The sequence below is a fragment of the Curvibacter sp. GW821-FHT09D12 genome (genome assembly GCF_059416245.1).
On record NZ_JBWKOU010000004.1, the window covers coordinates 443,370 to 469,419 of the forward strand.

The 26,050-nt window shown below is 62.3% G+C and carries 25 protein-coding genes, 1 other RNA gene and 1 pseudogene; 18 read left to right on the forward strand and 9 right to left on the reverse strand.

The window, feature by feature from the left end:
* Window positions 1-12: 12 nt before the first annotated feature.
* The 4 genes from AC07PT_RS09225 (at window position 13) to AC07PT_RS09240 (ending at window position 3,317) form a co-directional block, all read left to right on the forward strand.
* Complete coding sequence (locus AC07PT_RS09225; RefSeq protein WP_494656500.1) at window positions 13-684, forward strand: HAD family hydrolase; 672 nt, start codon at window positions 13-15, stop codon at window positions 682-684.
* Between the two features lie 13 nt (window positions 685-697).
* Window positions 698-1,074, forward strand: a transfer-messenger RNA (tmRNA) gene (gene ssrA, locus AC07PT_RS09230).
* A gap of 105 nt (window positions 1,075-1,179) precedes the next feature.
* On the forward strand, window positions 1,180-2,784 hold the full coding sequence (locus AC07PT_RS09235; protein ID WP_494656501.1) for a tyrosine-type recombinase/integrase: 1,605 nt from the start codon (window positions 1,180-1,182) through the stop codon (window positions 2,782-2,784).
* Window positions 2,781-3,317 carry a hypothetical protein gene (locus tag AC07PT_RS09240; RefSeq protein WP_494656502.1) on the forward strand — a complete coding sequence of 179 codons (537 nt, stop codon included), beginning with the start codon at window positions 2,781-2,783 and terminating at the stop codon, window positions 3,315-3,317. Before AC07PT_RS09235 ends, AC07PT_RS09240 begins: the two co-directional genes overlap by 4 nt.
* A gap of 17 nt (window positions 3,318-3,334) precedes the next feature.
* Here AC07PT_RS09240 and AC07PT_RS09245 read toward each other — a convergent pair whose 3' ends face one another.
* Window positions 3,335-3,997, reverse strand: coding sequence for a recombinase family protein (locus AC07PT_RS09245; protein WP_494656503.1), 663 nt, complete (start codon window positions 3,995-3,997; stop codon window positions 3,335-3,337).
* A 111-nt stretch (window positions 3,998-4,108) separates the two neighbouring features.
* Between AC07PT_RS09245 and AC07PT_RS09250 the strand changes: the two genes are divergently transcribed.
* From AC07PT_RS09250 to AC07PT_RS09280, 7 genes are all read left to right on the forward strand, one after another.
* Window positions 4,109-4,648 (forward strand): hypothetical protein, encoded by a 540-nt coding sequence (locus AC07PT_RS09250; protein ID WP_494656504.1) that lies wholly within the window; start codon window positions 4,109-4,111, stop codon window positions 4,646-4,648.
* Between the two features lie 459 nt (window positions 4,649-5,107).
* Complete coding sequence (locus AC07PT_RS09255) at window positions 5,108-5,293, forward strand: hypothetical protein (RefSeq protein ID WP_494656505.1); 186 nt, start codon at window positions 5,108-5,110, stop codon at window positions 5,291-5,293.
* 69 nt (window positions 5,294-5,362) lie between these two features.
* A complete protein-coding gene (locus AC07PT_RS09260) occupies window positions 5,363-6,268 on the forward strand; it encodes a hypothetical protein (protein WP_494656506.1) in 906 nt (301 codons plus the stop codon).
* Window positions 6,269-6,325: 57 nt separating this feature from the next.
* Complete coding sequence (locus AC07PT_RS09265) at window positions 6,326-7,270, forward strand: hypothetical protein (protein WP_494656507.1); 945 nt, start codon at window positions 6,326-6,328, stop codon at window positions 7,268-7,270.
* 697 nt (window positions 7,271-7,967) lie between these two features.
* A complete protein-coding gene (locus tag AC07PT_RS09270) occupies window positions 7,968-8,177 on the forward strand; it encodes a hypothetical protein (protein ID WP_494656508.1) in 210 nt (69 codons plus the stop codon).
* A 575-nt stretch (window positions 8,178-8,752) separates the two neighbouring features.
* On the forward strand, window positions 8,753-12,040 hold the full coding sequence (locus tag AC07PT_RS09275; protein WP_494656509.1) for a helicase-related protein: 3,288 nt from the start codon (window positions 8,753-8,755) through the stop codon (window positions 12,038-12,040).
* Complete coding sequence (locus AC07PT_RS09280; RefSeq protein ID WP_494656510.1) at window positions 11,991-13,013, forward strand: type II toxin-antitoxin system HipA family toxin; 1,023 nt, start codon at window positions 11,991-11,993, stop codon at window positions 13,011-13,013. Before AC07PT_RS09275 ends, AC07PT_RS09280 begins: the two co-directional genes overlap by 50 nt.
* Before the next feature lie 181 nt (window positions 13,014-13,194).
* Here the strand turns inward: AC07PT_RS09280 and AC07PT_RS09285 are convergent.
* The 4 genes and pseudogenes from AC07PT_RS09285 to AC07PT_RS09300 form a co-directional block, all read right to left on the reverse strand.
* Window positions 13,195-13,476, reverse strand: a pseudogene (locus AC07PT_RS09285) (cupin domain-containing protein); the annotation flags it as partial.
* A 32-nt stretch (window positions 13,477-13,508) separates the two neighbouring features.
* Window positions 13,509-13,910 carry a type II toxin-antitoxin system tRNA(fMet)-specific endonuclease VapC gene (vapC, locus tag AC07PT_RS09290; protein ID WP_492347031.1) on the reverse strand — a complete coding sequence of 134 codons (402 nt, stop codon included), beginning with the start codon at window positions 13,908-13,910 and terminating at the stop codon, window positions 13,509-13,511.
* Window positions 13,907-14,140, reverse strand: a complete 234-nt coding sequence (locus tag AC07PT_RS09295) for an antitoxin (protein ID WP_492347032.1) — start codon at window positions 14,138-14,140, stop codon at window positions 13,907-13,909. Before AC07PT_RS09295 ends, vapC begins: the two co-directional genes overlap by 4 nt.
* A gap of 171 nt (window positions 14,141-14,311) precedes the next feature.
* Entirely contained in the window at window positions 14,312-14,938 is a 627-nt protein-coding gene (locus AC07PT_RS09300; protein WP_494656511.1) for a helix-turn-helix domain-containing protein, read from the reverse strand.
* A gap of 123 nt (window positions 14,939-15,061) precedes the next feature.
* On the opposite strand from AC07PT_RS09300, the gene AC07PT_RS09305 reads away from it, so the two are divergent.
* Both AC07PT_RS09305 and AC07PT_RS09310 read left to right on the forward strand, forming a co-directional pair.
* Complete coding sequence (locus AC07PT_RS09305; protein WP_494656512.1) at window positions 15,062-16,240, forward strand: NAD(P)/FAD-dependent oxidoreductase; 1,179 nt, start codon at window positions 15,062-15,064, stop codon at window positions 16,238-16,240.
* Window positions 16,241-16,427: 187 nt separating this feature from the next.
* Complete coding sequence (locus tag AC07PT_RS09310; protein ID WP_492347035.1) at window positions 16,428-16,958, forward strand: hypothetical protein; 531 nt, start codon at window positions 16,428-16,430, stop codon at window positions 16,956-16,958.
* Window positions 16,959-17,018: 60 nt separating this feature from the next.
* Here the strand turns inward: AC07PT_RS09310 and AC07PT_RS09315 are convergent, their stop codons facing one another.
* The 3 genes from AC07PT_RS09315 to AC07PT_RS09325 all read right to left on the reverse strand — a co-directional run bounded on the left by AC07PT_RS09315 (window position 17,019) and on the right by AC07PT_RS09325 (window position 18,793).
* Window positions 17,019-17,336 (reverse strand): hypothetical protein, encoded by a 318-nt coding sequence (locus tag AC07PT_RS09315; protein WP_492347036.1) that lies wholly within the window; start codon window positions 17,334-17,336, stop codon window positions 17,019-17,021.
* A 63-nt stretch (window positions 17,337-17,399) separates the two neighbouring features.
* Window positions 17,400-17,750, reverse strand: a complete 351-nt coding sequence (locus AC07PT_RS09320; RefSeq protein ID WP_492347037.1) for a hypothetical protein — start codon at window positions 17,748-17,750, stop codon at window positions 17,400-17,402.
* A gap of 86 nt (window positions 17,751-17,836) precedes the next feature.
* On the reverse strand, window positions 17,837-18,793 hold the full coding sequence (locus tag AC07PT_RS09325) for a LysR family transcriptional regulator (protein WP_492347038.1): 957 nt from the start codon (window positions 18,791-18,793) through the stop codon (window positions 17,837-17,839).
* 86 nt (window positions 18,794-18,879) lie between these two features.
* Here AC07PT_RS09325 and AC07PT_RS09330 point away from each other — a divergent pair, with 86 nt between their 5' ends.
* From AC07PT_RS09330 to AC07PT_RS09345, 4 genes are all read left to right on the forward strand, one after another.
* Window positions 18,880-19,905, forward strand: coding sequence for a sodium-dependent bicarbonate transport family permease (locus AC07PT_RS09330; protein ID WP_494656513.1), 1,026 nt, complete (start codon window positions 18,880-18,882; stop codon window positions 19,903-19,905).
* A gap of 107 nt (window positions 19,906-20,012) precedes the next feature.
* Window positions 20,013-20,924 (forward strand): polyphosphate kinase 2, encoded by a 912-nt coding sequence (gene ppk2, locus AC07PT_RS09335; RefSeq protein ID WP_494656529.1) that lies wholly within the window; start codon window positions 20,013-20,015, stop codon window positions 20,922-20,924.
* 50 nt (window positions 20,925-20,974) lie between these two features.
* A complete protein-coding gene (locus tag AC07PT_RS09340) occupies window positions 20,975-21,982 on the forward strand; it encodes a transporter (protein ID WP_492347067.1) in 1,008 nt (335 codons plus the stop codon).
* Between the two features lie 97 nt (window positions 21,983-22,079).
* Window positions 22,080-23,777, forward strand: a complete 1,698-nt coding sequence (locus AC07PT_RS09345) for an acid phosphatase (protein ID WP_492347040.1) — start codon at window positions 22,080-22,082, stop codon at window positions 23,775-23,777.
* 70 nt (window positions 23,778-23,847) lie between these two features.
* On the opposite strand, the gene AC07PT_RS09350 is transcribed toward AC07PT_RS09345, so the two are convergent.
* Window positions 23,848-24,825, reverse strand: coding sequence for a Bug family tripartite tricarboxylate transporter substrate binding protein (locus tag AC07PT_RS09350; protein WP_492347041.1), 978 nt, complete (start codon window positions 24,823-24,825; stop codon window positions 23,848-23,850).
* 182 nt (window positions 24,826-25,007) lie between these two features.
* Between AC07PT_RS09350 and AC07PT_RS09355 the strand changes: the two genes are divergently transcribed.
* Entirely contained in the window at window positions 25,008-26,048 is a 1,041-nt protein-coding gene (locus tag AC07PT_RS09355) for an ABC transporter substrate-binding protein (protein WP_494656514.1), read from the forward strand.
* The last annotated feature ends 2 nt before the right edge of the window (window positions 26,049-26,050 follow it).

The window sequence follows — 26,050 nt, forward strand, 5'->3', positions numbered from 1 at the left end:
AAGGCCTCCTGCATGTTGTTTGACCCCACCCTCCAAGCCGTTCTGTTTGACCTGGACGGCACCCTGATCGACAGCGCCCCCGACCTGGGCGCCGCCGCCGACCAGATGCGCCTGGCCCGCGGCCTGCCCTCGCTGCCCTACGAGCGCTACCGCCCCATGGCCGGCGCCGGGGCTCGCGGCATGCTGGGCGAGGCCTTTGGCGTGACCCCCGACCACCCCGACTTTGCCGCCCTGCGCGAAGAGTTCTTTCAAAACTACGAAAGCCGCCTGACCCAGGCCACCACCATCTTTGATGGCGTGCCCGAGCTGCTGGCCCAACTGGTGGGCCGCCAACTGCTTTGGGGCGTGGTCACCAACAAGTCGGCCCGCTTTACTGAGCCGCTCACCCGCGCCATGCCGCTGTTCAGCACCGCCTCGGCCATCGTCAGCGGCGACACCACCCCCCACGCCAAACCCCACCCCGAGCCCCTGTTCGAGGCCGCCCGCCGCCTGGGCGTGCCCCCCGAAAAATGCCTGTACGTGGGTGACGACGAGCGCGACATCATCGCCGGCCTGGCCGCCGGCATGGGCACCGTGGCCGCCTGCTACGGCTACCTGGGCCAGCGCATCGACACCGCCCAGTGGGGCGCCCACGCCGAAATTAAATCTCCGCTCGAGCTCTTGCAATGGCTGCCCGCAGCCTAAAATAGAGAACTCTGGGGCTGCACTGGTTTCGACGTGGGTTCGGACGCGCAGCAGGGCATGTCGAGGTTCAGTCACCTCGTTAAACAGCTGAAAAAAACTAACTGCAAACGACGAACGTTTCGCACTCGCCGCTTAAACACCGGTGAGCCTCACAACAGTCGGCCAATGGGCTGGGCAAGGGTGCCGCAAGGCGTCCAGGCTGTGGGGTAATTTTCATTGGCTGGCTCTGTGTCGGGTACCTTGGCATGGGGCGAGAAAGTAGGGTGCTGGCGTCTTGTACAGCGTGCGACTGCGCGGTACAGGGTGTGAGACTCAAATCAGATCGCTAAACATGTAGAACTGTTCGAAGAAGGCTTGCGGACGGGGGTTCAAATCCCCCCAGCTCCACCATATCCCTCACTAAGTCGTTGATTCGACTTGGTTTTTTCTCTCTGACTAGCGAGCGATTCCGTCGCGGTGTGCCGTCCAGGTGTGCCGCGCTTGAGAGGTCGCCTCATGCCGGTCTGGACTCCAGCCCATCTACAACGCAACCGCCACGGTAGCGCCTGGTGCTTTCGTGCCGCGCTACCGGCTCCCTTGCGCCATGTCGCAAAGCGGTCAGAAGTTCGTCTTAGCCTACAAACCGAGGTCAGAAGTGCCGCCATAATCCTTGCAAGATTTTTGGCGGCTGATTGGCCGCGCTTGTTGGGAGAGTTGCGGCATATGGCCGACCAGGATCAGACAGCGCCTGATGACTATTTCATCAAATGGCGAGAAGAGATATTCAGAAGCTCAGCGCTACGCAAGAAGGTTGAACTGCTCAACGAAGAAATAAATGAGCTTCGTGAGCAGCTATCACAGGCGGTGCCCAAAGAGACGGCAAGTAAAGCCTTGAAGATCGCGCATGAAAAAGGCCAGCTCAAAGGCCGGATTGAGCTTGAAGAGAGGCTTATCTTTCCGTGGTCGCCTGAGCGTACCTGTCTATTTTCAGAGCTTGGTAAGGCGTACCTGAATGGTCTCAATCATCGTGCCGATGGTGGGCGAAAGAAACCGCCTTCTGAGAAAGCCCAAGAGAAGTACCGTAAAGACATTGAGCTGTTTATTCGGGTAATGGGGGATGTGCGGATAGGTGCCATCGACCGAGAGGTGACTGGGGAGTATTTCAGACTTCTGAAGAGGCTGCCTCCTAACATCAACAAGTCTCCTGCCTATCGAGACAAGACAATCAATGAGATTCTGAGCATTAAACCTGCTCCAAAGCCTCAGTCTGAAGTGACCATCTCGGGGAAGATGGTTGTTCTCAGCGGTATATTTAAGTGGGCTTTAGAAGAGAAAAGGAAGTGGGGGATTGATTCCAACCCCTTCGCCGGTTTTTCTCAGGCTGAATCTGTGTCGGCGGAAAGAAGGCCTTTCACCTCTGACGAGCTGAAAAAGCTATTTGGCCACAAGTCTTTTGTGAATCGAAAATTTGATTCAGTCTATAGCTATTGGCTCATTCCGTTAGCTTTATTCACAGGGGCTCGGCTTGGCGAGTTGTGTCAATTAGACCTGGCTGACTTTGTCGAGGTTGATGGCATACCCTGCATTGACATAAACGACATCGACGCCCCTGATGACCTTGATGATGGGTCCGATAATTCCAAGAGAGGGAAGAGGCTGAAGACCCGCAACGCAAAGCGCCTGGTGCCCATACACCCGGAGTTGATCCGTTTGGGCCTGCTTCGCTATGTTGAGCAGATGAGGGCAAAGCGCCAGGTGCATTTGTTCCCTGAGCTGAGCCGCACTCGGCGGGATGGGCCAGGTCATGCGGCCTCTAACTGGTTTCAGCGCTTTAGAAAGAAGGTGGGACTTGTTGAAAAACAAGAGACTGTTTTCCATTCGTTCCGACACCAGTTCATTACCACGCTGCTTGATGGCGGGGTGTCAGAACACACCGTGGCGCCAATTGTAGGGCATGAAGCTAAATTGATAACCGGGCAGGTTTACTGGAACCGGAGAGATGCAACCAAGCGAAAACCGACTGTTGATGCCTTTGTGCTTGATGCTGAGGTGCTGGCGCTGATACCGGCTATTGAAGATGTTTCGTTTGTTGAGTCTCGATATAGGAGGGTAGCTAAATGAGGGCTTTGTTTTCTGCTTTTTTTGGTTTTTTTGTTCTTTGCGCTAGCGTATCGGCTCTAGCTGAGTCTGTGTCGGACTATGAGGCGGGGATTGATGTTGAGTTCGATAAATTTAAGCAAGAGACGAAATACACAGGATCGTCTATTCGAGTGATGAGGCCGGGAAATTATTATTGGCATGAGATACTTTTGCGTGCCACTAAGGCAGGTGGGCGCCTAAAATGGATTCAAATTTATGTCGATACCCACTACACTTCGAGTAGATATATTAGATATTCTCGTGGGTATGATGATGGCGGACGTCTTTTGGGTTTTTCAGGTATTGATAGAAATGTCGAGTCTTGCCGTGGGGGTGGAGAGTGTTTGTACAATGAGGTCTTTGGCTTGAACGTCACTGAGGCTGACCTTGTAAGATATTCCAAGAAGAAAGAGGTTGAGTTTAAAGTGGAGGGTAATGGTGACTATATGACGTTTAGAATTGATGGTGATTATGCGAAGGCGTTTTTGAACTCCTTGAAGAAGAAAGCTGAATGACCTTGTTGTCTGAGCTATTAGTTTGATTTTTCGATAACTCGAATAACTGCCTTTGCTGTCCATTTCCCTCCGCGCATGGTGGGCATTCCATTGTTGTTCAACTCTTGAGCAATCCGGTTCATGCTCATGCCGGTTGCCTGGAGGTGGCGAATCAATGGCGCGGCTTTCTCGGAGAATGCCCGAGAGGCCGCAATCATTCTTCGATTCCCTTCGGCCTGAGCCTCTTTGAGGTTTGTCGCGTTGCCCAGCTTCACGCCGCTAGCGCGTTTAACCGCCAGCGCATCGCGGGTGCGCTGACCAATAAGGCGGCGCTCCTTTTCGCTCAGAGCGGCATACAAGTGCAGAACAAAGCTGTCCACGTCGGCCCCAAGCTCTGCCACGATAAACGGCACACCCTTTGCCATCAGGCCGCTGATGAATGCCACATCGCGGCTCAGCCGGTCCAGTTTTGACACGATCACTGGGCACTTGAGCTTGGCTGCGTGTGCAAGCGCGGCCTTGAGCCCCTGGCGCTCTTCAAGTGGGGCGCCCCCGCTGGCTGCGTCCTGGTAGTCGGCCACCAGTTCAAACCCCTCAGCCTCAGCAAAGCGGGTGATTGATTGCGCCTGTCCCTCAAGGCCCAGGCCTGAGCGCTCTTGTTTGTCAGTGCTGACGCGGCGGTAAGAGATGACTTGTTTCATGTGCGGTTGCTCCGGTGTGTCAGGTCTATACGACCGTTTAGAGTTGACACAGTATACCTCGAAACATAAAAAAGCATTTACAATTATGCTTTGTTATGCTCTAATGCTGACATGAACAAACAGACACCTTCTGAGCAGCGGACTGAAGTGCTTGCAGACGTCGCTGAGCAAGTCCTGAAGACCAGGGCGGCGGTCATCGGCGGCACCGGGCGCACGTCCTTTCGGTTCGATAGTGAGACTTGGGCGGCAATCGACTTGGTTGCCACCAGGGCGAACATGACATGGCCCCAGTGGGCCGCTCAGGCAATCGAGGCAAGGCCTGGTGCAATGAGCAAGACGGCGGCAATCCGCCTTGCCCTTGCTGATGCGCTCATGGCTGAGCAGTTCCAGGCGCTGGCGGGTGAGGCCGTATCAGGCCCCGCAGAGCTTCCCGAGTGGCACCCTATCATCGGCGATGGGTATCACCGCCTGAATGACGAAACCCTTGCCGCTGAGCTTGAGGGCGCGGAAATCGTCAGCAGGGATGACAGCTTCGAGGGCTTCACGCTGATCGTTGGCCGCCGGGCTAAGAGCTTTGGCGGCGGGGCGTTCGTGTGCATTGAGAACCGCCTGAAGGGCGGGCTTCACCTGTTCCTGGCGAAGGGGGGTTGAGCATGCGAGTCGATACCCAAACCGTCACCGCGCAAGAGGCCGCGGTCATCCTGTTTGCCAAGCTCGGCCCCTTGAGGGCATGGGGTGATTTTCTGGCTGACTGCATTCGCGGGCATCAGACCTTCAGGGGTTTGAAGCTCATGCCTTGCGCCCGCCAGGTGGACAGAACGGGCCACCTCCGGCCCCTGTACTCACAAGCCGACATTGCCACATTCGTTCTCCGGGTTAAGCGGCTGGAGCCCACGGCGGGGCCAACTCGCATCAAGCCAAAGACGCTGGCACTGGTCCCAGGCATGGGCTGGCGAGTCCAGAAGTTCGACCGCAACGGCCATCCCATCGCGTGGGCACGGCGGGCCATCGGCTTTGCGCTGCCCAGTCATTCGCTGGCGCACTGAGATCACATATCCCCGACCAGGGCGGCGGGGTTCGATTCCGCCCCAATCATTGGAGAACCTTCACTTGCAGCGCATCACTTTCAGCCAGGCCGCAGACATCCTCGAAGACGCCCTTGATCAAAGCCTGAACCTGGTCAGCCCCCGCTTTTGCGTCACGTTCGGCGTTGACCAGCACGGCAAGGAATTCATCTTGATCAGCGATGCCAACGAGGTACAGGGGGATCACTTCGTGGCGCGCCTGCCCAACTGATAGAGGGCAGCAAGGCAAGGTTTGAACCTTCCCTTGCCGTCTTCAAAGTAAGTAACTGCTGACTGATTCATGTTGCCTTCTGCAAATTCCGTCGCCTCCCTGTGCTTCGCCTATCAAAACGCGGCGAACAACCCGGCAGGCTTTGACTTCACCCAAGCAAAGCCAGCAACGGACTTCCCTGATGGGGCTGTGGCGTGGCACTACACCCCGCTTTGCCGATTGGGCGACCTGGTCGAATCCGGCTTTCTGCTCCCTCAGCCCGCCGACATTGCGGCCCGCCGACATGAACCGGAATGGGCCTTCTTCACCACGTCAACAGACTTGAGTTCAACCCTGGTCAATGCCCCACACCAGGTGGCAAAGGCCGATGGTCAATGGGCCAGGCTCGGATACCCTGCAATCCTCCTGCTGAAGCCCGACACTTCGAAGTGGGAAAGCCTGACGCTCGGGGCTACGCTGGAAAAGGTCTGGCGAGATGCGCGGGGCCTGCCTCCAAGAGACTTGAAGGTTCTGGACTACTGGACGCGAAACATTTATCTGGTTGCTGACAAACCGATTGATGTGCGCCATTGCCTGATCGAAGTCACCCAGGACAACGGGGCATCCTGGCAACTCATTCAAGGCGGCAAAGCCCCAAAGGCACCGCGCATCGAGGCCATGCCGCCGAAGTGGCACTATGTCTCGCGCCGTGAGGCGCAGACCTACCTTCAAGACGGCAGAATCACCCCTCGCCCAGTCACCCGTTTCACCGATCAGGTGCCAGGTGCTGGCGCGGTTCACCTTGTTGCGGGCTCTGATGATGGCTCGGGGCGTTGGATGCGGTTCGGGTATGCGGGATGGATGCATCAGCATCACTCAAGTGCGCACGACTACGAAGCCTACGCTCCGATTGACATGGACGAGTTCGCAGTGATCGAGGCGTCAGATGACGATGGGGCTACCTGGCGCACGGTGTACCGTGCCCCGACCCACTAAAAGAAATGCCGCCAGCAGGCACAAGACCAGCGGCGGCAAAACAAGTATCGCTACAAATTGTATAGCAAACAAGTTGTTATTGACTGCCTCACCGTCGAAGTCTTCACCGTCGCACCGACACAGGCCCGCCATGTGCGCGAACGGTTCCCAGACATCAAGGCCGATGTGACCCCGCTTGATGCGGCGGGGCGGCACTTCAGCATCCGTATCCAGGACCCGCTGCCCAGCCAGGTGAAAGGCATGCTTACTGACCCGCACTTTGTCCAGCGTGACCAGCGGCACGGGCGTTTATCCCTGCTCGAAGTCGCCTTCGATGTCAGCCGCGCCGATGGTCAAAACACAGTGCCCGAGCTGGCGCGGGTTGCTGCCGATATGTACCGATTCTGGCAAGCTCAACCCGCTGGCGCGTGGCACTTGTACCGCCGACAAGGTGAAGGCGCGTTCGCCTTGAATGCAGACGCGCCCGTGACGGACGGCCCCGACTTCAGCCCTGACCGCTTGAGCCTGCGCGATCTGCGCCGCCGCCTTGCGGACGGCTGGCAACTGACAGACATTCAGAAGGCAAGGCACCCGCCAGTCAGGGCGCACGCCTACATCAAGGTGAGCAACCAAGTGAGCCGACTCACCCGGCAACCCGAGCAGTTGAAGGCCAGTGCGTGGCGGGCAAGGTTTGAGGTGACGTTGCAGGGCTTGGGCCTGCCCTGGTCATCGGTCGAGCAGATGTGCGCCGATGGGTTCGGATCGCTGGCGCGGTTGTTCCGGTTCGCGAAGCTCAGAGACGATCTGCCCCCAGCGGTTGCGCATGCGCTGAACCATGAGCGCGGCTTCTGGTCTGGTCGCCAGTTGGGCGCACCAGGGCAGTTCAGACGCCGGTCATCAAAGGCCGTTGGTCGATACCGACCGGGCCTCAACGAACACCGGCCATCGGTTGTCCAAGACCGGGCGCTGACTGAAGCCGCTCGGCTTGGGTTGGCGAAACTTTCAAAGGCCTGGGCGCGCTGAGCGCAATGGAACATTTTTGCGTGCGCGGAAATTGCAAGAATCTAGGTTTCATGCGGGTTTGCGGGCACCTTCTGATAATGAGGAGGAAGGGCACTCACCTTTCAGAATGTGTAACCTACTTCATGGTGAAGCAGAGCATACAAAACGAAAGAAGCGAAGCCAACGGCTCGCGCTGCTCGCCTTGATGCACAAGGTCGAGACGCAACCCAAAGACAGGCCATGAGGCAAGACGGCATGACCGCGCCAAAGCCGCAAGCGGCTTCAGCGAAGCGGACTTGCCAATCTGCCGCATCGGCGCCCGCATGACACCATCCCCATGACGAACGACACCGGCAACCAGGCTTCCGCCAGGTTGCCCAGGTGAACGGGTCGGGATGAGCCCCCCCCTCAGACATCGAAGTCCTAGAAAAATCGCGACCCCTCGAAGGGATACCGTTCAATATTTTTGGGGAAATTTTGGCGAACCTTATAGGAGCGCCACGCCGGGCCAGGCAGGGCGCCTCAGAAGCCCTCAAAACCGCCTGAAGAGGCATCCCGGTGCCCAAGCATTTCCCGAGCAGTTCAGGCGGTTGTGAGGCCGTTCTGAGCTTGCGCGGCACCCCTGATCAGGCTACCGGCGCATGTCACTTGGCCTGATCTCAAAATAAGAATCTGATCACTACAATATGAGCTTCTAAAGCTGACATTGGAGAAAAACATGGATGACCTGACACGTCGCGCATTTGCTGCTTACTTGAAAACTGGAGGCACGGAGCAACCGGCCAGCATGTCCGGGCCGGCTACGGTGGCCGGAAAGGACTACGTGGTGCTGCGCAATGTCAGCAGTGTCCTCGCTGTCTATCGGGTCAAGACTGACGGAGTGCTTAAGCGCCTCAAGCGTTACCCCGCTGAGTTGGAGACCGCTTAAGCGCTCCACACCTGCCCCGAGCAGTTCTGAGGAAGGGCCGTGCTGATGAGCTTGCGCGGCACCTCTGATTCAGGTTGCGGACGCGGGTTCAAATCCGCAGATGACACCGGCACCTGATAGGATCGGGCTTTCCGTCGCGGTGTGCCGTCCAGGTGTGCCGTCTTGTGCAAGAAAGCTCTCTAAGTCATTGATTTTATTGGGGTGGATGGTGCGGGTTCGCTTCCCCCCAGCTCCACCAGATGCACTAACGCCCGCCAAAGTTGTCACTTTGGCGGGCGTTTTCTTTTGGCCTGTGTTTGCTCTCGATGGGGGCGATTCGGTGTGTGTCAGCATCACTGCGTGGCCGCCTGGTTGGCTTTACTGCATTTGTCCGTGATCGTTCTCCTTGTCCTCGGCATGTTTTCCTCGAAACACCCCATGTCATTCGATATGTCCTGAAGGTGGTTGAATCCCCGGTTTTTCTTTGACTCGGATTCAATGCGGTTGGCGCACTCAAATAGTTTCGTTGCCCTCGGGATGATTGAGTAGCTCGGCGCAGATAATGTTGTAAAAAGCTTCGGGGAGGGGATCGATACATGAAGTTCGTCAGTAATGCGGGCACAGATCGTGTCGTTGACCTGGTTCGCCCTTGGCTGAAGCCCAACCACCAATTGGATGTGGTGTCGCCGTCCTTCTCGCTGTTCGCATTCGCCGAAATCCTCGCAGACGTGCCTCGCCTCGCCAATGCACGTTTGGTCGTTCCCGCGCATCGACCCAAAGAAGGCTCGGTCAGTGTTCACGAACAGCTGGAACTGCTGGGCAGCAAGGCAGACCGAGCCACTCGCAACAAGCTTCAGGCCCCGTGGCTCGCCCGTAAGTTCGCTGCTTGGCTTGATGCCAAGGCACAGGTTCGGCATGCATCTGGTGCCATTCCCCAAGGCACCATGGTCTTGCGCGATGACCAAGGTACTGCACAGCAAGCAGTGTTAGGCTCGTTCGCCTTCAGCACAGAAGGCCTTGGAATTACGCCCGGCAACCCGCTGAGCCTGATTCAGACTTCCGAGAGCGCGGCAGAAGCCCAGATGCTGAGCCAATGGTTCGACACTCAGTGGGGAGCCCTCAACGACCAGCCCGAAGCCAAGACCGCATTGATCGCATCGGTCAAGGAGCTGAGCACACATCGGGATGCTACCAGCGTCTACACGCTCATGCTCCAGCATCTCTTTGCCTCTAACGGTGAAGGTATGGACGAAGAGCGCATCGTCAAATCCGCCACGGGCATCCGCAACACGGTGGTCTGGAAGAGGTTGTACAAGTTCCAGCGTGACGGCGTGGTCGGAGCCATCGATAAGCTGGAACGCTTCGGCGGCTGCATCATTGCCGACAGTGTTGGCCTGGGCAAGACCTTCGAGGCCTTGGCCATCATCAAGTACTGTGAGCTGCGCAATGACCGCGTGCTGGTGCTCTGCCCCAAACGCCTGCGCGATAACTGGACGCTCTATAAAGCCAACGACAAGCGCAACGTCCTGGCGTCTGACCGCTTTAACTACGACGTTCTAAACCACACAGACCTATCGCGAGACGGCGGCTTGTCAGGCGACATCGACCTGTCCCACGTGAACTGGGGCAATTACGATCTGGTGGTCATCGACGAATCCCACAACTTCCGCAATAAGAAATCCCCACGCCAGGGCACCGAAACGCGCTATGACCGCCTGATGCGCAAGATCATCCGCGAAGGCGTGAAGACCCGTGTGCTGATGCTGTCAGCCACCCCAGTCAACAACCGTCTGGCTGACCTTAAGAACCAGATTGCATTCGTCACAGAAGGCGACGATACCGCTTTGTTTGACCACGGCATTGCCAGCATTGACAGCACCACCCGCCGCGCACAAAAGGCCTTCAACCGCTGGTTGGAGCTGCCCAACGAAGAAAAGACACCCGCGCTATTGGTCGAAATGCTGGGCTTCGATTACTTCGCCTTGCTCGACCACCTGACCATTGCCCGTTCACGCAGGCACATCGAGCGGTACTACGGCACGTCTGAAACCGGCCGATTCCCGGATCGACTGCCTCCCATCAACATCAAGGCAGACGTGGACCGCGCAGGCGAGTTCCGATCCATCCGCGAAATCAACCTTGAGATTCGCCGCCTCAACCTTGCCGCATATGCTCCGCTGCGCTACGTGCTACCACACAAGCAGGAGGCCTATGACCAGAAGTACAGCACCCAGATTCGCGGTGGCGAAAGCTTTTTCCGGCAAGTTGACCGTGAAGAGAGCTTGATTCACCTGCTGCGCGTCAACGTGCTTAAGCGCATGGAAAGCGCCGTCTCGTCTTTCGCACTCACGGTACATCGCCAGCTGGAAGATGTGGAAGCCACTTTGGCCCGCATCGATTCGCACCCTGCAGAGATCGAAGAACTTGACATCGCCGATGTGGACGTTGACGACCCCACCTTTGAATCCTTGCTCGTGGGCCGTAAGGTCAAGGTGCTACTCAGTGACGTGGACTTGGTACGTTGGAAACAAGACCTCATCGAGGACCGCAACCGGCTTGCCACCCTGTATGCGGCTGCAGAACAAGTCAGCGCCGCGCGCGATGACAAGCTGCTCCGCCTGCGTGACCTGATCGCCAACAAGTGCAGGAACCCGATCAATGCGGGCAACCGCAAGGTCATCATCTTCACCGCGTTCGCAGACACGGCCACTTACCTCTACGAGCAACTGTCTGGCTGGGCCAAGTCTGAGTTGGGTATCGAAAGTGCCTTGGTCACTGGTTCGGGCCGCAACCAATCGACATTGCCACTGCGCCGCGACCTCAGCAGCATCTTGACGGCCTTCTCCCCCCGCTCGAAGGAGCGCCCGCAAGACTTGGCACACGAAGGCGAGTTGGACTTGCTGATAGCCACCGACTGCATCAGCGAAGGCCAGAACCTTCAAGACTGCGACTGGCTGGTGAACTACGACATCCACTGGAACCCCGTTCGCATCATCCAGCGGTTCGGGCGCATTGACCGCATCGGCTCGCGCAACACCTGCATTCAACTGGTGAACTTCTGGCCCAACATGGAGCTGGAGGAATACATCAACTTGGAGCAGCGCGTTAGTGGCCGCATGGTGCTCTTGGACATCTCAGCCACTGGCGAAGAGAACATCATCGAACAACAGTCTGGCAACCAGATGAACGATCTGGAATACCGCCGCAACCAGTTGTTGAGGATGCAAGACAGCGTCATTGATTTGGAAGACCTTTCCAGCGGCGTAGCCATCACCGACCTGACACTGACCGACTTCCGCATCGACTTGGCCGAGTTCAACAAACTGCACCCCGGCAAGCTCGGCGGCCTGCCCATGGGTGCGTTTGCCGTTACCACGAGCAACGATGTGGACATCCCACCTGGCGTGATCTTCTGCTTGCGCGCTGAAGACGCTGCGGCCGAGAAGGCCATCGACCCAAGCTACCCCTTGGCCCCGCACTACTTGGTGCACGCCAGTGACGAAGGCATAGTATTGCTGCCTTACACCCAGGCAAAAACCACGCTCGACCGACTCAAGCGCATGGCCTTGGGGCGCGACCTTCCAGACGCTTCTGCCTGCGCTCGATTCGACCGTGCCACCAAGTATGGCGAAGACATGCGCCACGCCCAAAAGCTGTTGTCCGCCAGCGTGGCATCCATCGTCGGCAAGTCTGAAGAACGCGCCGTGGCCAGCCTGTTTTCGCCGGGCGGCACACACGCTATGAAGGGCGAGTTCGCGGGCTCCAATGACTTCGAGGTGCTGGCCTATATGGTGATCTTGCCCGGCACGGGTGTCCGGCCAGAACGACTTTGCCTTGCTGGACCACATTGGCGGCGAGTGCGCCGGAGCCGTGACCTTGCTTGAGCCCGGGCAGGCCTTGCCTGCGGCGACGGGTAACGATGACGTTCAATGGCTGAGCGACGACGAAGTCATTGCCATCCTGGATGAATTACCTCGCCGCCCCATGCTGGCGGGCAAAGACGGGTTGCGACTTTCACTGGCTGGCGCCCAAGACAAGCTGCCGGTGGTTTTTGATGGTGCCCGTATCGGGCTGCCGATGGGCGGCGCGCCCAGCTCTCACATCCTGAAACCCGCCATTCACGCCGTTCAAGATAGCGTGATCAACGAGGGATTCTGCATGGCACTGGCTGAGGCCATGCAGCTCAAACCAGCGAAATCAAAAGTGCATCGGGTGCTGGATCGCTCGTTTCTGCTCGTTGAGCGCTACGACCGACTCATCGATGGCCAAGGGTACCGACAACGCCTTCATCAAGAGGATTTCTGCCAGGCACTGGGGGTGGTGCCAGAGATGAAGTACCAGAATGAGGGGGGCCCGGATCTGGCCCAGTGCTTTGATTTTGTTCGCCGCGCGACGCGGCCCAGTGCGCCGCAGATCCTGCGACTGCTCGACTGCGTGATTTTCAATGCGTTGATCGGCAATCATGATGCGCACGCCAAAAACTTCTCGCTGCTGTATTCAGGCAAGGCCCCTGTTCTGGCACCGTTCTACGACACACTTTCGACCGCGGTATATCCAACGCTGACGCCCAAGATGGCGATGAAGATCGGAGGCAAATACAAATTCAGCGAGATCCAGGCCAGGCATTGGGAGCGGTTCGCTGAAAGCGTCGGGCTGACCAAAGCGCTGGCCAGAAGGCGCATTTTGGAGTTGGCTAAGTCGCTGCCAGCCATGGCACGCAAGCTCCAGTCTGACTCTGGGCACGGTTTTGCCGGAAACGCCGTGGTTGAGCAAATCAATGTCTTGATTGAGCAGCGCTGCGCTTTGACGATTCGGCGGCTCACCCAACCGGACGATGGCAGTGCTGCACCTGACTGAATGCGGACGCGGGTTTGATTTCGCAAATGGCAATGGAGTCAGCAGCGGTTTCATAGCCCTATGGCCAACCCACCGGAGATCACGACGGCATCGAGCGTCCGCAGCTTTGGGGCTGTCAATCCCCGGTTTGGGCTCGCGCCGTGGCTTTCGCAACTTACCAAAATCTCGATATTGCGAGCTTTCAGTGCTCGTGGTGCGCTGGGTTCTGCCCCACCCGCGCCTCCCTCATCAACCCGCTCTCATCCGTCACCACCCCGATCACCTTGGCCAGCCGCCGGCCCACGTTGACGTAGGCGTGGCCCAGGCGGCTGTCGAAGTACAGCGAGTCGCCTCGGTTCAGGGGCAGGCATTGGCCGTCTTCAAAGTGCACCTCGATGGCGCCTGAGAGCACGTACACAAACTCTTCGCCGGGGTGGCGGGCAAAGTCTTGCGGGCCGGTGATGCGGCGGGCCTGCACGGTGCCCGGAGGGGCTTGTGGCGACCTCGATCTGACAATCAGGTGGCGGCGGCCCAGTTGTCTAGCTGCAGACCTGGCACTTTGGCAAATTCTCGGGTGTTGTTGGTGACCAGCAGGGCCTGCTGGCTCAGGGCGTGGGCGGCAATCATGGTGTCCAGCGCCCCAATGGGGGTGCCACGCCGTTCGAGGTCTGCACGCAGATCGCCGTAGGCCCACACCGCTGCGTCGTCAAACGGCAGGATGGAGAGTGGGGCCAAAAACATCTCCAACGCTTGGCGGTTGCGGGTCGAGCCGCTCTTGGCCACACCAAATGCCAGTTCGGCCGCGACCACGCTGCACAGTCCGACATCGCCCATGCGGTACTGCTGAAAACGCGCCAATACGGCAGGGGGCTTGGCGTTGATGATGTAGATACAGATGTTGGTGTCCAGCAGGATCATGGGCCAATCTCGTCCCGCTGCTGGGTTTCAGGCTGCTCCCGAACAAGTTCAAAGCCAGGCTCAAACGTGGCCAGCCCGGCTTGCAGGGTTTGCCAGGGGTCGTCTGCGGGCAGCAGCAGTACCCCGTTGCCAAAATGCTTTACCACGACTTCGGTGCCTGCGAAGCGGTATGCCTTGGGGAGCCGTACGGCTTGGCTGCGGCCAGATTGAAAGAGGCGTGCGGTGTCCATAAAGGGCTCCTTGATGGTAATGATCAATGGTAGGTACCTTCGGCGGCGTTGTCCAGCAGGATGCCGGCGGCCTCACTGCAGCGGGTGGAATCGCCTCCTGCGTCTCTCCAAAAGGGCTTCTGCCCCGAGTCGCCTGGGATTCAAAGCACCGTGGAGAGCGCCGAATGCCCCTCACTCCCCCCGCGCCTCCCTCATCAACCCACTCTCATCCGTCACCACCCCAATCACCTTGGCCAGTTGCCGGCTGACGCTGATGTAGGCGTGGCCCAGGCGGCTGTCGAAGTACAGCGAGTCGCCGCGGCCCAGGGGCAGGCATTGGCCGTCTTCAAAGTGCACTTCGATGGCGCCTGAGAGCACGTAGACAAACTCTTCGCCGGGGTGGCGGGCAAAGTCTTGCGGGCCGGTGATGCGGCGGGCGTGAACGGTGCCCAGGGTGGGGATCATCTTTTTGCCCACGGCCTGGGTGCCCAGAAACTCGTAGGCAAAGGCGGGGCCCTGGTAGACCACGCCCTGGCCGGCGCGGGTCAGCACGGGGCCTTGTTGCAAGGGGCTGGGGGGCGGGTGCTGGGTGTCTGAGAACATCGAGCCCATGTCCATCTGCAGGGCCTGGCCCAGGGCGGCAAAGTTGTCGTAGCCCAGGGCCAGTTGGCCGCGCTCGGCGCGCGAGATGGTGGTGATCGACACGCCCGATCGCTCTGCCACCTGGGCCAGCGTCCAGCCTTTTTGTTTGCGGGCCTGGCGCAGGCGTTGGCCAAAGGTGTCCCGGTCCAGGGCGTTTTGTTGTGCGGGGGCGGGCATGGTGGGTGGGGGTGGTTGTGCGGTGATTCTGCCAGGGGCTAGTGGTGCACGGTGGGTGCCGTTGTGCCTTGTCTTTGGCTTGAAAATTTGCGTATATGCAAATTTATGCCTAGACTGGGCGCCATGACTACCCCCACTTCTTCATCGTCCTCAAGCCCTTCCTCCCCGGTGCATGCCGATTTTCTGGTGCTGGGGGCCGGCATTGCGGGCGCCTCGGTGGCGCATTGGCTGGCGCCGCATGGCAAGGTGATCGTGCTGGAGCGCGAAGACCAGCCCGGCTACCACTCTACCGGCCGCTCGGCGGCCTTGTTCATGGAGAGCTATGGCACGCCGCAGGTGCGGGCGCTCACCTTGGCCAGCCGGGCGTTTTTTGAGCAGCCGCCGGCCGCGTTTGGCGAGCACCCCTTGCTCAGCCCGCGCGGCGTGCTGTTTGTGGCGGCCCCGGGGCAAGAGGCTGAGCTGGCGGCGCATTGGGCGGTGCTGCAGGCCATGGCGCCCAATGCGCGCCAGCTCAGCCCCGAGCAGGCCTGTGCCATGGTGCCCGCGCTGCGGCCCGAGCAGGTGGTGGGTGCGGTCTACGAGCCCGATGCCGCCGACATGGATGTGCACGCCATCCACCAGGGCTACCTGCGCAGCATGCGCCAGGCGGGCGGCCAGCTGGTGTGCAACGCCGAGGTGGACCAGTTGCAGCGTGTGGGTTCGGTGTGGCAGGTGCGCGCCAGTGGCGTGGTCTACCAGGCTCCGGTGGTGCTCAATGCCGCGGGCGCCTGGGCCGATGTGCTGGGGGCCCTGGCGGGGGCGCAGCCCCTGGGGCTGGAGCCGCGCCGGCGTTCGGCCTTTACCTTTGCGGCGCCTGCGGGTGCCCATGTGGCGGCCTGGCCGGCGGTGATCGGGGCCGGCGAAGACTGGTACATCAAGCCCGATGCCGGCATGTTGCTGGGCTCGCCGGCCAATGCCGACCCGGTGCCGCCGCAAGACGTGCAGCCCGAAGAGATGGACATTGCCCTGGCGCTGTACCGCATCGAAGAGGCCACCACCCTGAGCATCCGCCGACCGGCGCGCACCTGGGCCGGGCTGCGCTCGTTTGTGGCCGACGGCGATCTGGTGGGCGGCTTTGATGCGCAGCTGCCGGGGTTCTTCTGGGTGGCGGCGCAGGGGGGCTATGGCATTCAAACCTCGGCCGCCATGGGCGAGGCCTGTGCGGCACTGGCGCGGGGCCTGCCCTTGCCCGAGCGGCTGGCCGGGTTTGGCTTGACGGCCGAGATGCTGTCACCGGCCCGGCTGCGGCCGGTCGGGGGCTGAGAGCAGGCGCTGGGGCCTGGCCTGAAATTTCTCCCCCGCTCATGTGCAACAAGTCCGCCCTGGGCGTTGCAGCGGTGGCTCTGCCTGGGCGATTTGTGATGAAATGCCAGCCAGTTACAAATAATCGATGTGCCAGGCTGGGCCCCTGATCAAGACGGGGGCAGGCCCAGGCCGCTGAGGGGTTCCCATGAAGTTTCTGATCGGTGTGGTGTGTGTGTCGGCCCTGTTGGCGGCCGGTGGCGTGCAGGCGCGGGGCGAGTCGGGCCAGGTGCGCCTGTGCCGTGATGCCAACACGCCGGTCGGGCCCGATGCGCGCGGCACGCTGGTGCTGGATGGTGTGATCCGCTTCACGACGGCCCGCACGCTCAAGGAAGAGCGTGAAAAACGCGATGAGATGCAGGTGGTCACCGAGATCATCGACCCCATCCGCCCCGGGCCCCAATGCTGGGTGCAGGATGCCTGGGTGGCCGAAAACCTGTCCAACGAGCCCTTGCCCAAGGCCGGCATGACCTGGCGGGCCTATGCCTTTGTGGATTACGACCGCCTGGTGGATGTACCGCCCAAGGTGATCGGCAACCTGGGCCGTGTCACCCGTGTGGGCTTCACGCCCAACCGGGGTTGGGACAACGGCCGGGTGGGGTTCAGCGTCACGGCTCTGGAAGACTTCAAGCCCATGCCCCGGGTCACCATGGCCCCGGTGGCGGTCGGCAAGCCCTGAGCGGGCTGCCGATCGATCGTTTCACGCGGTCACCTCACGCGGTCACTTCACGCGGGCGTTTCAAGCCGCGGGGATCTTCAGCAGGTCTTCGTCGGTTTCGTCACCGCTCTTGATCCAGTACAGCACGCAGCGGTGCAGCGCCTCGCCTTGCAGCCACGAGGGCAGGGGGTTCCAGTCGCCGTTCGGGTCGTGTTTGGCGGGGTCCCAGGGGGCATCCTGATAGCCGTCGTTGAGGGCGTAGTGCACCAGTGCGTGGCTGGCTTTTTCTGTGATCAGGCGGTGCAGGCCGTCGTAGGCGGCGCCCACCTCACTCACCGGGTCGTACAGCAAGGTATTGGGCATCTTGAGCATGTCGTCGATTGACAGTGGCTGGCTCATGGTCGGGCTCCGGTCAGTTGGGGGGATGCGGTTGGGCGCGGGCCGGGCAGGGCCGGCCGGGGCTCAGCCCAGTTCGTAGATCTGGGCCAGCTTCTGGGCCAGGTCTTGCACACGCGCGGCCACCGGGCCTTCACCCTCCAGGCCGTCACGTTCGAGCCGGCAGTGCTCGATCATCTGCAGCTTCAGGTAGGCGTCGCCCATCACGGCTTCGCTGCGCCCGCCCGGAAAGCTCAGGTTCAGCAGGCCGTGGCCTTCGCGCTGGGGGTCGTCCAGCGGGGTCACGACCACGCCGCTCAGCACATGGATGGCCATTTCGCGTTCTTGGGCCGGCTTGAACTGCAGCAATTGCTTGAGCGCGTAAACCATGCGCTGGCTGCGGGTGTCGGTCGGATCGGGAATGTGTTTCAAGGTCATCAGAGGTACGAGCGGTTAAAGGTGTTAATTGAACGGCTATCGGTCTCAAATTACCAGTCTTGCGTGACACTTGCCAGCCCGAACCGTCAAGAAGGCGACGAAATCTCGCCTGCGGCCACAGCGCCTGGCGCGCTACCGGCTTGCGCGGCGCGCTGCGCCGCGGCCTGGGCGCCCAGGTAGCTGTGGAATGCGGCTGCCAGCGGCGACAGGCGCTTGCCCTTCAGGTAGACCATGTACCAGTGCGCGTGCATCGGGAAGCCGTTCACGTCCAGCACGGTCAGGGCCTCGTCCACCCGGTGTTCGCCCAGGGCGTGTTCCGACACCAGGGCCAGGCCCAGCCCGCCGGCCACGGCCTGCATGATGGCCTCGTTGCTGCCCAGCTCCAGCCGCACCTGGGGCTGAAAGCCCAGCCGGCTCAGGTGGGCGTCGCCGGCCAGGCGGGTGCCCGAGCCGCGCTCGCGCAAGATGAAGCGCTCGTGGGCCAGTTCGCTCAGTTCGATCCGTTTCACGCCAGCCAGCCGGTGCGAGGCCGGGGCAATCACCACCAGGGGGTTGGGCATGAACACCTGCTGTTCGATGTCCAGGTCGGTGGGCGGCATCGACATGATGCACAGGTCGTCCAGGTTGTCGCGCAGGCGCTGCAGCACGCCGTCCCGGTTCAGCACCTGCAGGGCGATGTCGATGTCGGGGTGGCGCTGGCAGAAGGCGCCCAGCATGCGCGGCACAAAGTACTTGGCGGTGCTCACCACCGACACGCGCAGGCGCCCGCGCTGCAGGCCTTTCATGGCGTCGATGCGCTGGGTCAGGCCGCTCCACTCATCCACCATGTTGCGCGCGCTGCGCGCCAGCTCTTCGCCGGCCTGGGTCAGAAACAGGCGTTTGCCCACCTGTTCGTACAAGGGCAGGCCCAGCGATTCGCTCAGCTCCTTGAGCTGCATCGACACCGTGGGCTGGGTCACATGGCAGGCCCGGGCGGCGGCGCTGATGCTGCCCTGCTCGGCCAGGGCCAAGAACAATTGAAGCTGCCGAAAGCTGACATGCATAGGGTTTTATCGATGGTTGATGGCCTTAAAACTGATTTTACTTAATGGGTTGGCTTTTCTAACATCGCTGCATTGAGGAGTCATTCATGCAAAACCTGTTGGATCCAGCCATTCTGTTTTTTGTCTTCGGGGTGATGGCCGGCCTGGTGCGCTCCAATCTGGAGATCCCGGCGGCGGTGTCGCGTTTTCTGTCGCTTTACCTGCTGATGGCCTTGGGCCTGAAGGGCGGCTTCGCGCTGGCCCACTCGGGCTTCAGTGGCGAGGTGCTGGCCAGCCTGCTCAGTGCCGTGCTGCTGGCCCTGGCCGTGCCGGCGCTCGGCTACCTGGTGTTGCGCCGCCTGCTGAAGCCCTTTGATGCCCTGGCCGTGGCCAGCACCTATGGTTCGGTCAGCGCGGTGACCTTCATCACCGCCGTGGCCTACCTGGAGCGCAATGGCCTGCCCTATGGCGGCCACATGGCCGCCGCCATGGCCTTGATGGAGTCGCCGGCCATCGTGTTGGCCGTGCTGATGGCCAACCACCTGCGCCAAGGCCGCACCGCCGCCACGGTGCAGCTCAATGGGGGCGGTACCGCCAGCCTCAGCGCGGGGGGCTGGGGCGGCCAGGGTGGGGCACCGGGCCATCGCATCGGCCACCTGCTGCACGAGTCTTTCACCGATGGCGCCCAGTTGCTGTTGCTGGGGGCCATGGTGGTGGGCCTGGTGTCGGGCGATGCCGGCAAGGCCGCCATGCAACCTTTCTCGGGCGATCTGTTCAAGGGCATGCTGGCCTTCTTCATGCTCGACATGGGCTTGAACGCGGCGCGCCAACTGCCCCAGTTGCGCGGGCAATCGTCCTGGGTGCTGTTGTATGCCGTGCTGGGGCCGTTCACCCACGCCTTTCTGGGCCTGGGCCTGGCCTGGCTGGCCGGTTTGCCGGCGGGCGATGCCGGCCTGTTGATGGTGTTGGCGGGCAGCGCTTCGTACATCGCTGTGCCGGCCGTGCTGCGCTATGCCGTGCCCGAAGCCAATCAGGCGCTGTATTTCGGGTTGTCGCTGGGCCTGACCTTTCCGCTCAACGTGCTGCTGGGGGTGCCGTTCTACATGCAGGTGGCCCACGCGGTAATGGGCTGAGGGGGGCTGACGGGGGCTGAGGGGGCTGAGCTGTGCCAGCTTTGTCATGAAGCGGACACACAGGGTGGGTACGTTATCGGGGCTTTGCTTCATAAGGTCCCGCTTTGATCTCTGACGACGAACTCATCCGCCGCATCCATCAGGAAGCCCACGACAGCTACGACGAAGAGCTTGAACTCGAACTCGAAGACCGCGACATCGACCAGTACACCGGCGGCGCCGAGTCGGTGCAGACCAGCGAGTACCGCGAGTTGCGCCGGCTGTACTTTCGCGAGCTGTTCCGCCTGCAGGCCGAACTGGTCAAGCTGCAGGACTGGGTGGTGGCCAGCGGCCACAAGGTGGTGATCGTGTTCGAGGGGCGCGACGCCGCCGGCAAGGGCGGCGTGATCAAGCGCATCACCCAGCGCCTGAACCCGCGCGTGTGCCGAGTGGCGGCCCTGCCGGCCCCCAACGACCGCGAGCGCACCCAGTGGTACTTTCAGCGCTACACGGCCCACCTGCCGGCCGCGGGCGAGATGGTGCTGTTTGACCGCAGCTGGTACAACCGCGCCGGGGTGGAGCGCGTGATGGGCTTCTGCAATGACGACCAGTACGAAGAGTTCTTCCGCTCGGCGCCCGAGTTCGAACGCATGCTGGTGCGCTCGGGCATTCAGCTGATCAAGTACTGGTTCTCGATCTCGGACGACGAGCAGCGCCTGCGCTTTCTGGGCCGCATCCACGACCCGCTCAAGCAATGGAAGCTCAGCCCCATGGACCTGGAGTCGCGCCGCCGCTGGGAGGACTACACCAAGGCCAAAGAGACCATGCTGGAGCGCACCCACATCCCCGAAGCGCCCTGGTGGATCGTGCAGGCCGACGACAAAAAGAAGGCCCGCCTCAATTGCATCAGCCACCTGCTGAGCCAGATGCCCTACGAAGAGGTGCAGCACCCCACCATCGAGCTGCCCCAGCGCCAGCGCCACGAAGACTACCTGCGCAACCCCGTGCCTGCCGACATGATCGTGCCCCAGGTGTACTGAGCCATGGCATGGGCAGCACGGGCCAGGGCCTGCCGCCGGTGGGGCGCCCCATGAAGCCGCCCCACAGCGCCTCGCGCAACGGCCTGATCTGCGGCTACCGCTTTGAGGCTGGTGCCCGTGGGCAAGAGCTGGGTTTGGACGAGGCCCTGGAATGGCTGGCCGCGCCCGGCCCGCGTGCCCCGGGCGAATTTGTCTGGCTGCATTTCAAGCTCAGCGATGCGGCGGCCGAGACCTGGATCCGCAAGCACCTGCCGGTGGTGCCCGAATTCTTTGAGGCCCTGCACGAGGGCTCGCGCTCCACCCGCATCGAAGACGCCGACGACACCCTGGTGGCGGTGGTCAACGATGTGGCCTACGAGTTTTCTTTCGACCCCTCCGACATCGAGACCCTGTGGGTGCACGTGGGCCCGCACCTGGCCGTGACCGCGCGCCTGCACCCGTTGCGCACCATCGACGTGTTGCGCCAGTCGGTGCGTGATGGCCATGTGTTCGGCTCGTCGGTGGCCTTCTTGAACCGCCTCATGCACGACCAGGGCGATGTGCTGCTGCGCATCGTGCGCCAGGCCACCCTGCAGGTGGACCATGTGGAAGACCAGTTGCTGCTGGGCCGCCTGCAACGCAAGCGGGCCGAGCTGGGCCAGCTGCGTCGCGTGCTGGTGCGGCTGCAGCGACTGCTGGCGCCCGAGCCAGGGGCCTTGTTTCGCCTGCTGCGCCGCCCACCGCCCTGGATCACGCCCGAAGACCTGGAGGAACTGCGCCAGGCCACCGAAGAGTTCTCGCTGGTGATCCGCGACGCGGCCGAGTTGCAAGAGCGCATCCGCCTGCTGCAGGAAGAAATCGAGGCCCAGGTGGGCGAGCAGACCAACCGCAGCGTGTTCACCCTGACCATGGTCACCGTGCTGGCCCTGCCCATCAACCTGGTGGCCGGCCTGCTGGGCATGAACGTGGGCGGCATTCCGTTGGCCGACCATCCCCATGGCTTTGCGGTGATCGTGGGCATTGTGATCACCTTCACGGTGCTGGCCGGGGCCTGGGCCATCCGGCGCCGCGACGACTGATCCCGAGCCCGGGTGCCGGGTGGCAGCCCCTGGCGCTTGCGTCAAAATGGCGGCCGGCCCGCCGTCCGGTGGTGGGCATTGCCACCAGGGGACCTTCATGAGCCAAGCATCCGATCAGCCGCAGGGCCGCGCCGCCCGCCTGTCTGAGCCCGATTCAGATTCACCCAGCAGCCCCTCGCGGCGGCGCCTGTTGCAGGCCGGGGCGGGCGCCGCGGCCGCCGGTGGCCTGGCCGCCAGCCCGGCGCAGGCGGCTGGTCAGCCCGTGGCCGCCAAGCCGGCGCCGGCGCGCTCGTTGCAGCAACAGCTGCAGCGCCACATCCAGCATGTGGTGGTCATCTACCTGGAAAACCGCAGCTTCAACAACCTGTTTGCCGACTTCCCGGGCACGCTGGAGCCCTTGTCCAGCCTGCCCGCCGAGCGGGTGCTGCAGCGTGACCGCAATGGGCAGCCCCTGCCCAGCCTGCCCAAGGTGTGGGGCGGCATGGTGCCGCGCAGCCAGAGCCTGGGCGGCAAGACCTACATGATCGACGAGAGCAAGATCAGCGGGCTGCCCAATGCGCCCTACGTGCTCAAGGATGCCGAAGGGCAGCCCCTGCCCGAGTCGGTGATCACCCGCGATCTGTGCCACCTGTTCTATCAGAACCAGATGCAGATCCATGGCGGCAAGAACGACGAGTTCGTGGCTTGGTCCGATGCGGGCGGGCTGGTGATGGGCTACTACGGTGCCTCACGCCAGCAACTGGGCTTGTGGAAGCTGGCCCAGCAGTACACCTTGTGCGATCGCTTTTTCATGGCGGCCTTTGGGGGCTCGTACCTGAACCACCAGTTTTTGGTGTCGGGGCGCACGCCCGAGTACTTCAATGCCGCCAACACTGCGGCACGCAGCCGCATCGCCGTGACCGAGGGCGGCCCCACCGGCGCCCGCCTGGCCCTGGCGCCCGACAGCCCGGCCTCGGCCCTGGACGGCAAGCCCAAGTACGTGAACGACGGCGCCATCACCCCCGACGGCTATGCCGTCAACACCATGGCGCCGCCGTTCCAGCCCAGTTACATCAAGCCGGCCCCGGGCGGCGACCCGGCCCTGGCCGACCCCGACGACGCGCGCACCCTGCCGCCCCAGACCTACGACACCATCGGCGACCTGCTGTCGCGCAAGGGCGTGAGCTGGGCCTGGTACGGCGGCGCCTGGCAAGCCGCCGTGGACCACAAGGGCGGGGGCGAGCGGCCCAACTTCCAGTACCACCACCAGCCCCTCAATTACTTCAAGCAGTTCGGCCCGGGCACGGCCGAGCGCGTGCTGCACCTGCGCGATGGCGGCACCGGTGACAGCCCCATCTCCAACCACTTTCTGGCCGATGTGGTGGCCGGCCGCTTGCCTGCGGTCACCTTCTACAAGCCGCAGGGCAATCTGAACCTGCATGCCGGGTATTCGGACGTGGAGTCGGGCGACCAGCACGTGGCCAATGTGATCGAGCACCTGAAAAAGAGCCCGCATTGGCCCCACATGCTGGTGGTGGTGACCTTTGACGAAAACGGCGGCTGGTGGGACCCGGTGGCCCCGCCGCCCGGCGACCGCTGGGGCCCGGGCTCGCGCGTGCCGGCCCTGCTGGTGTCGCCGCATGTCAAAAAGGGCCATGTGGACCACACCTTCTACGACACCACCTCGATCCTGCGCTTCATCACCCGGCTGCACGGGCTGCCGCTGCTGGAGGGCCTGGCGGCCCGCGATGCGGCCTTCCGCGCCCGGGGCGAGCGCCCGCCGGGGGACCTGAGCGCGGCCTTCAGCTTTGCCTGAAACGACACGGCCCGCCAAGGCGGGCCGTTGTGAGGCGGGGGATCCAGCGTGCTGGATCAGGCTCTGTCGATCATTCGGGTTCGATCTTCGCGTCGCGCACCACCTTGGCCCAGCGCGGGGCCTCGGCCTTGATCAGGGCGGCAAAGGCTTCTGGCGTGCCACCGCCCACTTCGTTGCCCTGGCTGGTGATCTTCTGGCGCAGGTCGGCGTCTTGCAGGGCCTTGTTGCCCACGGCATTGAGCTGCTTGACCAGATCGGCCGGCATGCCCTTGGGGCCCACCAGGCCTTGCCAGTTGAGCACTTCGACGGCCGCAAAGCCTTGCTCGGTCATGGTCGGCAGATCGGGCAGCAGGGTGGAGCGGGTCTTGCTGGTGATGCCCAGGGCGCGCATCTTGCCGGCCTTGATCGAGGGCATGGCGGCGTACATCTGCTCGAACATGAAGTCGACCTGACCGCCCATGAGGTCGGTGGCCGCGGCCGAGCCGCTCTTGTAGGGCGCGTGGATCATGTCCACCCCCACGGCGTGCTCGAACAGCGAGCCGCTCAGGTGGTGCGAGCCCCCGATGCCGCCCGAGGCGTAGATGATCTTGCCCGGGTTGGCCTTGGCGGCCGCCACCAGGTCTTTCAGGGTTTTGTAGGGCGAATCGTTGCGCACCATCAGGATCAGCGGGCCCTTCTCGATCAGCAGGATGGGCGTGATGTCGTTGAAGGGGTCGAAGTTGAGCTTCTTGAACAGCGCGTGGTTCACCGACAGCGGGGCCAGGTTGCCCATGCCCAGGGTGTAGCCATCGGGCTTGCCGCGGGCAATCGCCTCGGTGCCGATGTTGCCGCCGGCGCCGGCCTTGTTGTCGATGATGATGGGCTGGCCCAGCAGGCTGCTCATGACCTTGGCGACCTGGCGCGAGCGGATGTCGGCGTTGCCGCCGGCGGCGTAGGGGCAGATCCAGGTGATGGCTTTGCTGGGGTATTTGTCGTCGGCCAAGGCCAGATGGCTCAGGCCGGGCAGGCTGGCGGCGCCAGCGAGTTGGAGCAGGGTGCGGCGTTTCATGCTTGTCTTCCTTTGTCTGTCTCGTTGTTCGAGCCCCTGACAGGGTCGGGGCACTTGGATGGCGTGACTCTAGCGTGCGCAGGCTTTCAGTCTGCTTTCAGTGCGGTCAGGGTTTGCACCAGATGCCCGACAATCCATGCTTTTACCGGGGCCCGAAGAGCCCCGTCAAGGAGACCTGCCCGATGAAGCTGTTGCGTTGCTGGCTGTGCCTGCTGCTCGGATGCGCCTGGCTGGCGCCCGCATCGACACCGGCATGGGCTGCCGAGCGATCAGGCGAGCGGGTGGCGCTGATCGTGGCCGGGCTGGAGAAACAGATCTACCTGCCGGTGCGGCTGGCAGCCCACCTGGGCTATTTCCGCGAGCAGGGGCTGGAGGTGGATCTGCTGACCGAGCCCTCGGGCGCCAATGCCGAAGACGTGCTGTTGGTGGGCGGCGCACAAGGGGTGGTCGGGGCGTACCACCACACGCTGGACCTGCAATCGCGTGGCAAGGCCGTGCAGTCGGTGGTTCTGTTCACGCTGGCCCCAGGTGAGGTGGAACTGGTGGCCACCCGCCTGGCCGGGGTGATCAACAGCCCAGCCGACTGGAAAGGCCGGCGCCTGGGGGTGACCGGCCTGAGCTCGGCCACGCATCTGCTCACCCACGCCCTGGCCCAGCGCCATGGGCTGAAGCCCCAGGACTACACCGTGTTGCCCGTGGGCAGCGGGGCTGCATTTGCGGCGGCCCTGCGGCAGGGCCGCATCGATGCCGGCATGAGCACCGAGCCCGTGGCCAGCAGCCTGATCCAGAGTGGCGACGCCCGCCTGCTGGTCGACCTGCGCAGCCCCGAGGCGGCCCAGAAGGCGCTGGGCCAGAGCTACCCGTTTGCCTCGCTGTACATGCAGACGGCCTGGGTGAACAGCCACCCAGGTGAGGTGCAGCGCCTGGTCACGGCGCTGGTGCGGGCGCTGCGCTTCATCCAGCAGCGCCCCCCGGCCGAGGTGGCGGCGGCACTGGGCCTGGCGGGTGACGATGCCGCGATCTACATCAAGGCCTTGAGCGAAAGCCGGGCCATGTTCTCGGCCGATGGGCTGATGCCCGAGGGCGGGCCGCAGCAGGTGCTGCGCCTGGCCGCGCAGGTCAACCGCGCCCAACGCGAACGGCGGCTGGACCTGGGGCGCACCTTCACCAACTCCTTTGTTCAGCAGGCCAACACCAGCCTGGGGCCGCTGGCCTCGCCCTGAAC

Bases quoted from the DNA above. Each gene is read 5' to 3' on its own strand.
- AC07PT_RS09320 (WP_492347037.1), bottom strand. From the start codon at position 17,750: ATGACCTTGAAACACATTCCCGATCCGACCGACACCCGCAGCCAGCGC.
- AC07PT_RS09295 (WP_492347032.1), bottom strand. From the start codon at position 14,140: ATGGACACCGCACGCCTCTTTCAATCTGGCCGCAGCCAAGCCGTACGG.
- AC07PT_RS09330 (WP_494656513.1), top strand. From the start codon at position 18,880: ATGCAAAACCTGTTGGATCCAGCCATTCTGTTTTTTGTCTTCGGGGTG.
- AC07PT_RS09300 (WP_494656511.1), bottom strand. From the start codon at position 14,938: ATGCCCGCCCCCGCACAACAAAACGCCCTGGACCGGGACACCTTTGGC.
- AC07PT_RS09310 (WP_492347035.1), top strand. From the start codon at position 16,428: ATGAAGTTTCTGATCGGTGTGGTGTGTGTGTCGGCCCTGTTGGCGGCC.
- AC07PT_RS09355 (WP_494656514.1), top strand. From the start codon at position 25,008: ATGAAGCTGTTGCGTTGCTGGCTGTGCCTGCTGCTCGGATGCGCCTGG.
- AC07PT_RS09350 (WP_492347041.1), bottom strand. From the start codon at position 24,825: ATGAAACGCCGCACCCTGCTCCAACTCGCTGGCGCCGCCAGCCTGCCC.
- AC07PT_RS09270 (WP_494656508.1), top strand. From the start codon at position 7,968: ATGGATGACCTGACACGTCGCGCATTTGCTGCTTACTTGAAAACTGGA.
- AC07PT_RS09260 (WP_494656506.1), top strand. From the start codon at position 5,363: ATGTTGCCTTCTGCAAATTCCGTCGCCTCCCTGTGCTTCGCCTATCAA.
- AC07PT_RS09235 (WP_494656501.1), top strand. From the start codon at position 1,180: ATGCCGGTCTGGACTCCAGCCCATCTACAACGCAACCGCCACGGTAGC.
- vapC (WP_492347031.1), bottom strand. From the start codon at position 13,910: ATGATCCTGCTGGACACCAACATCTGTATCTACATCATCAACGCCAAG.
- AC07PT_RS09345 (WP_492347040.1), top strand. From the start codon at position 22,080: ATGAGCCAAGCATCCGATCAGCCGCAGGGCCGCGCCGCCCGCCTGTCT.
- AC07PT_RS09315 (WP_492347036.1), bottom strand. From the start codon at position 17,336: ATGAGCCAGCCACTGTCAATCGACGACATGCTCAAGATGCCCAATACC.
- AC07PT_RS09245 (WP_494656503.1), bottom strand. From the start codon at position 3,997: ATGAAACAAGTCATCTCTTACCGCCGCGTCAGCACTGACAAACAAGAG.
- AC07PT_RS09240 (WP_494656502.1), top strand. From the start codon at position 2,781: ATGAGGGCTTTGTTTTCTGCTTTTTTTGGTTTTTTTGTTCTTTGCGCT.
- AC07PT_RS09275 (WP_494656509.1), top strand. From the start codon at position 8,753: ATGAAGTTCGTCAGTAATGCGGGCACAGATCGTGTCGTTGACCTGGTT.
- AC07PT_RS09305 (WP_494656512.1), top strand. From the start codon at position 15,062: ATGACTACCCCCACTTCTTCATCGTCCTCAAGCCCTTCCTCCCCGGTG.
- AC07PT_RS09225 (WP_494656500.1), top strand. From the start codon at position 13: ATGTTGTTTGACCCCACCCTCCAAGCCGTTCTGTTTGACCTGGACGGC.
- AC07PT_RS09250 (WP_494656504.1), top strand. From the start codon at position 4,109: ATGAACAAACAGACACCTTCTGAGCAGCGGACTGAAGTGCTTGCAGAC.
- AC07PT_RS09325 (WP_492347038.1), bottom strand. From the start codon at position 18,793: ATGCATGTCAGCTTTCGGCAGCTTCAATTGTTCTTGGCCCTGGCCGAG.
- AC07PT_RS09340 (WP_492347067.1), top strand. From the start codon at position 20,975: ATGAAGCCGCCCCACAGCGCCTCGCGCAACGGCCTGATCTGCGGCTAC.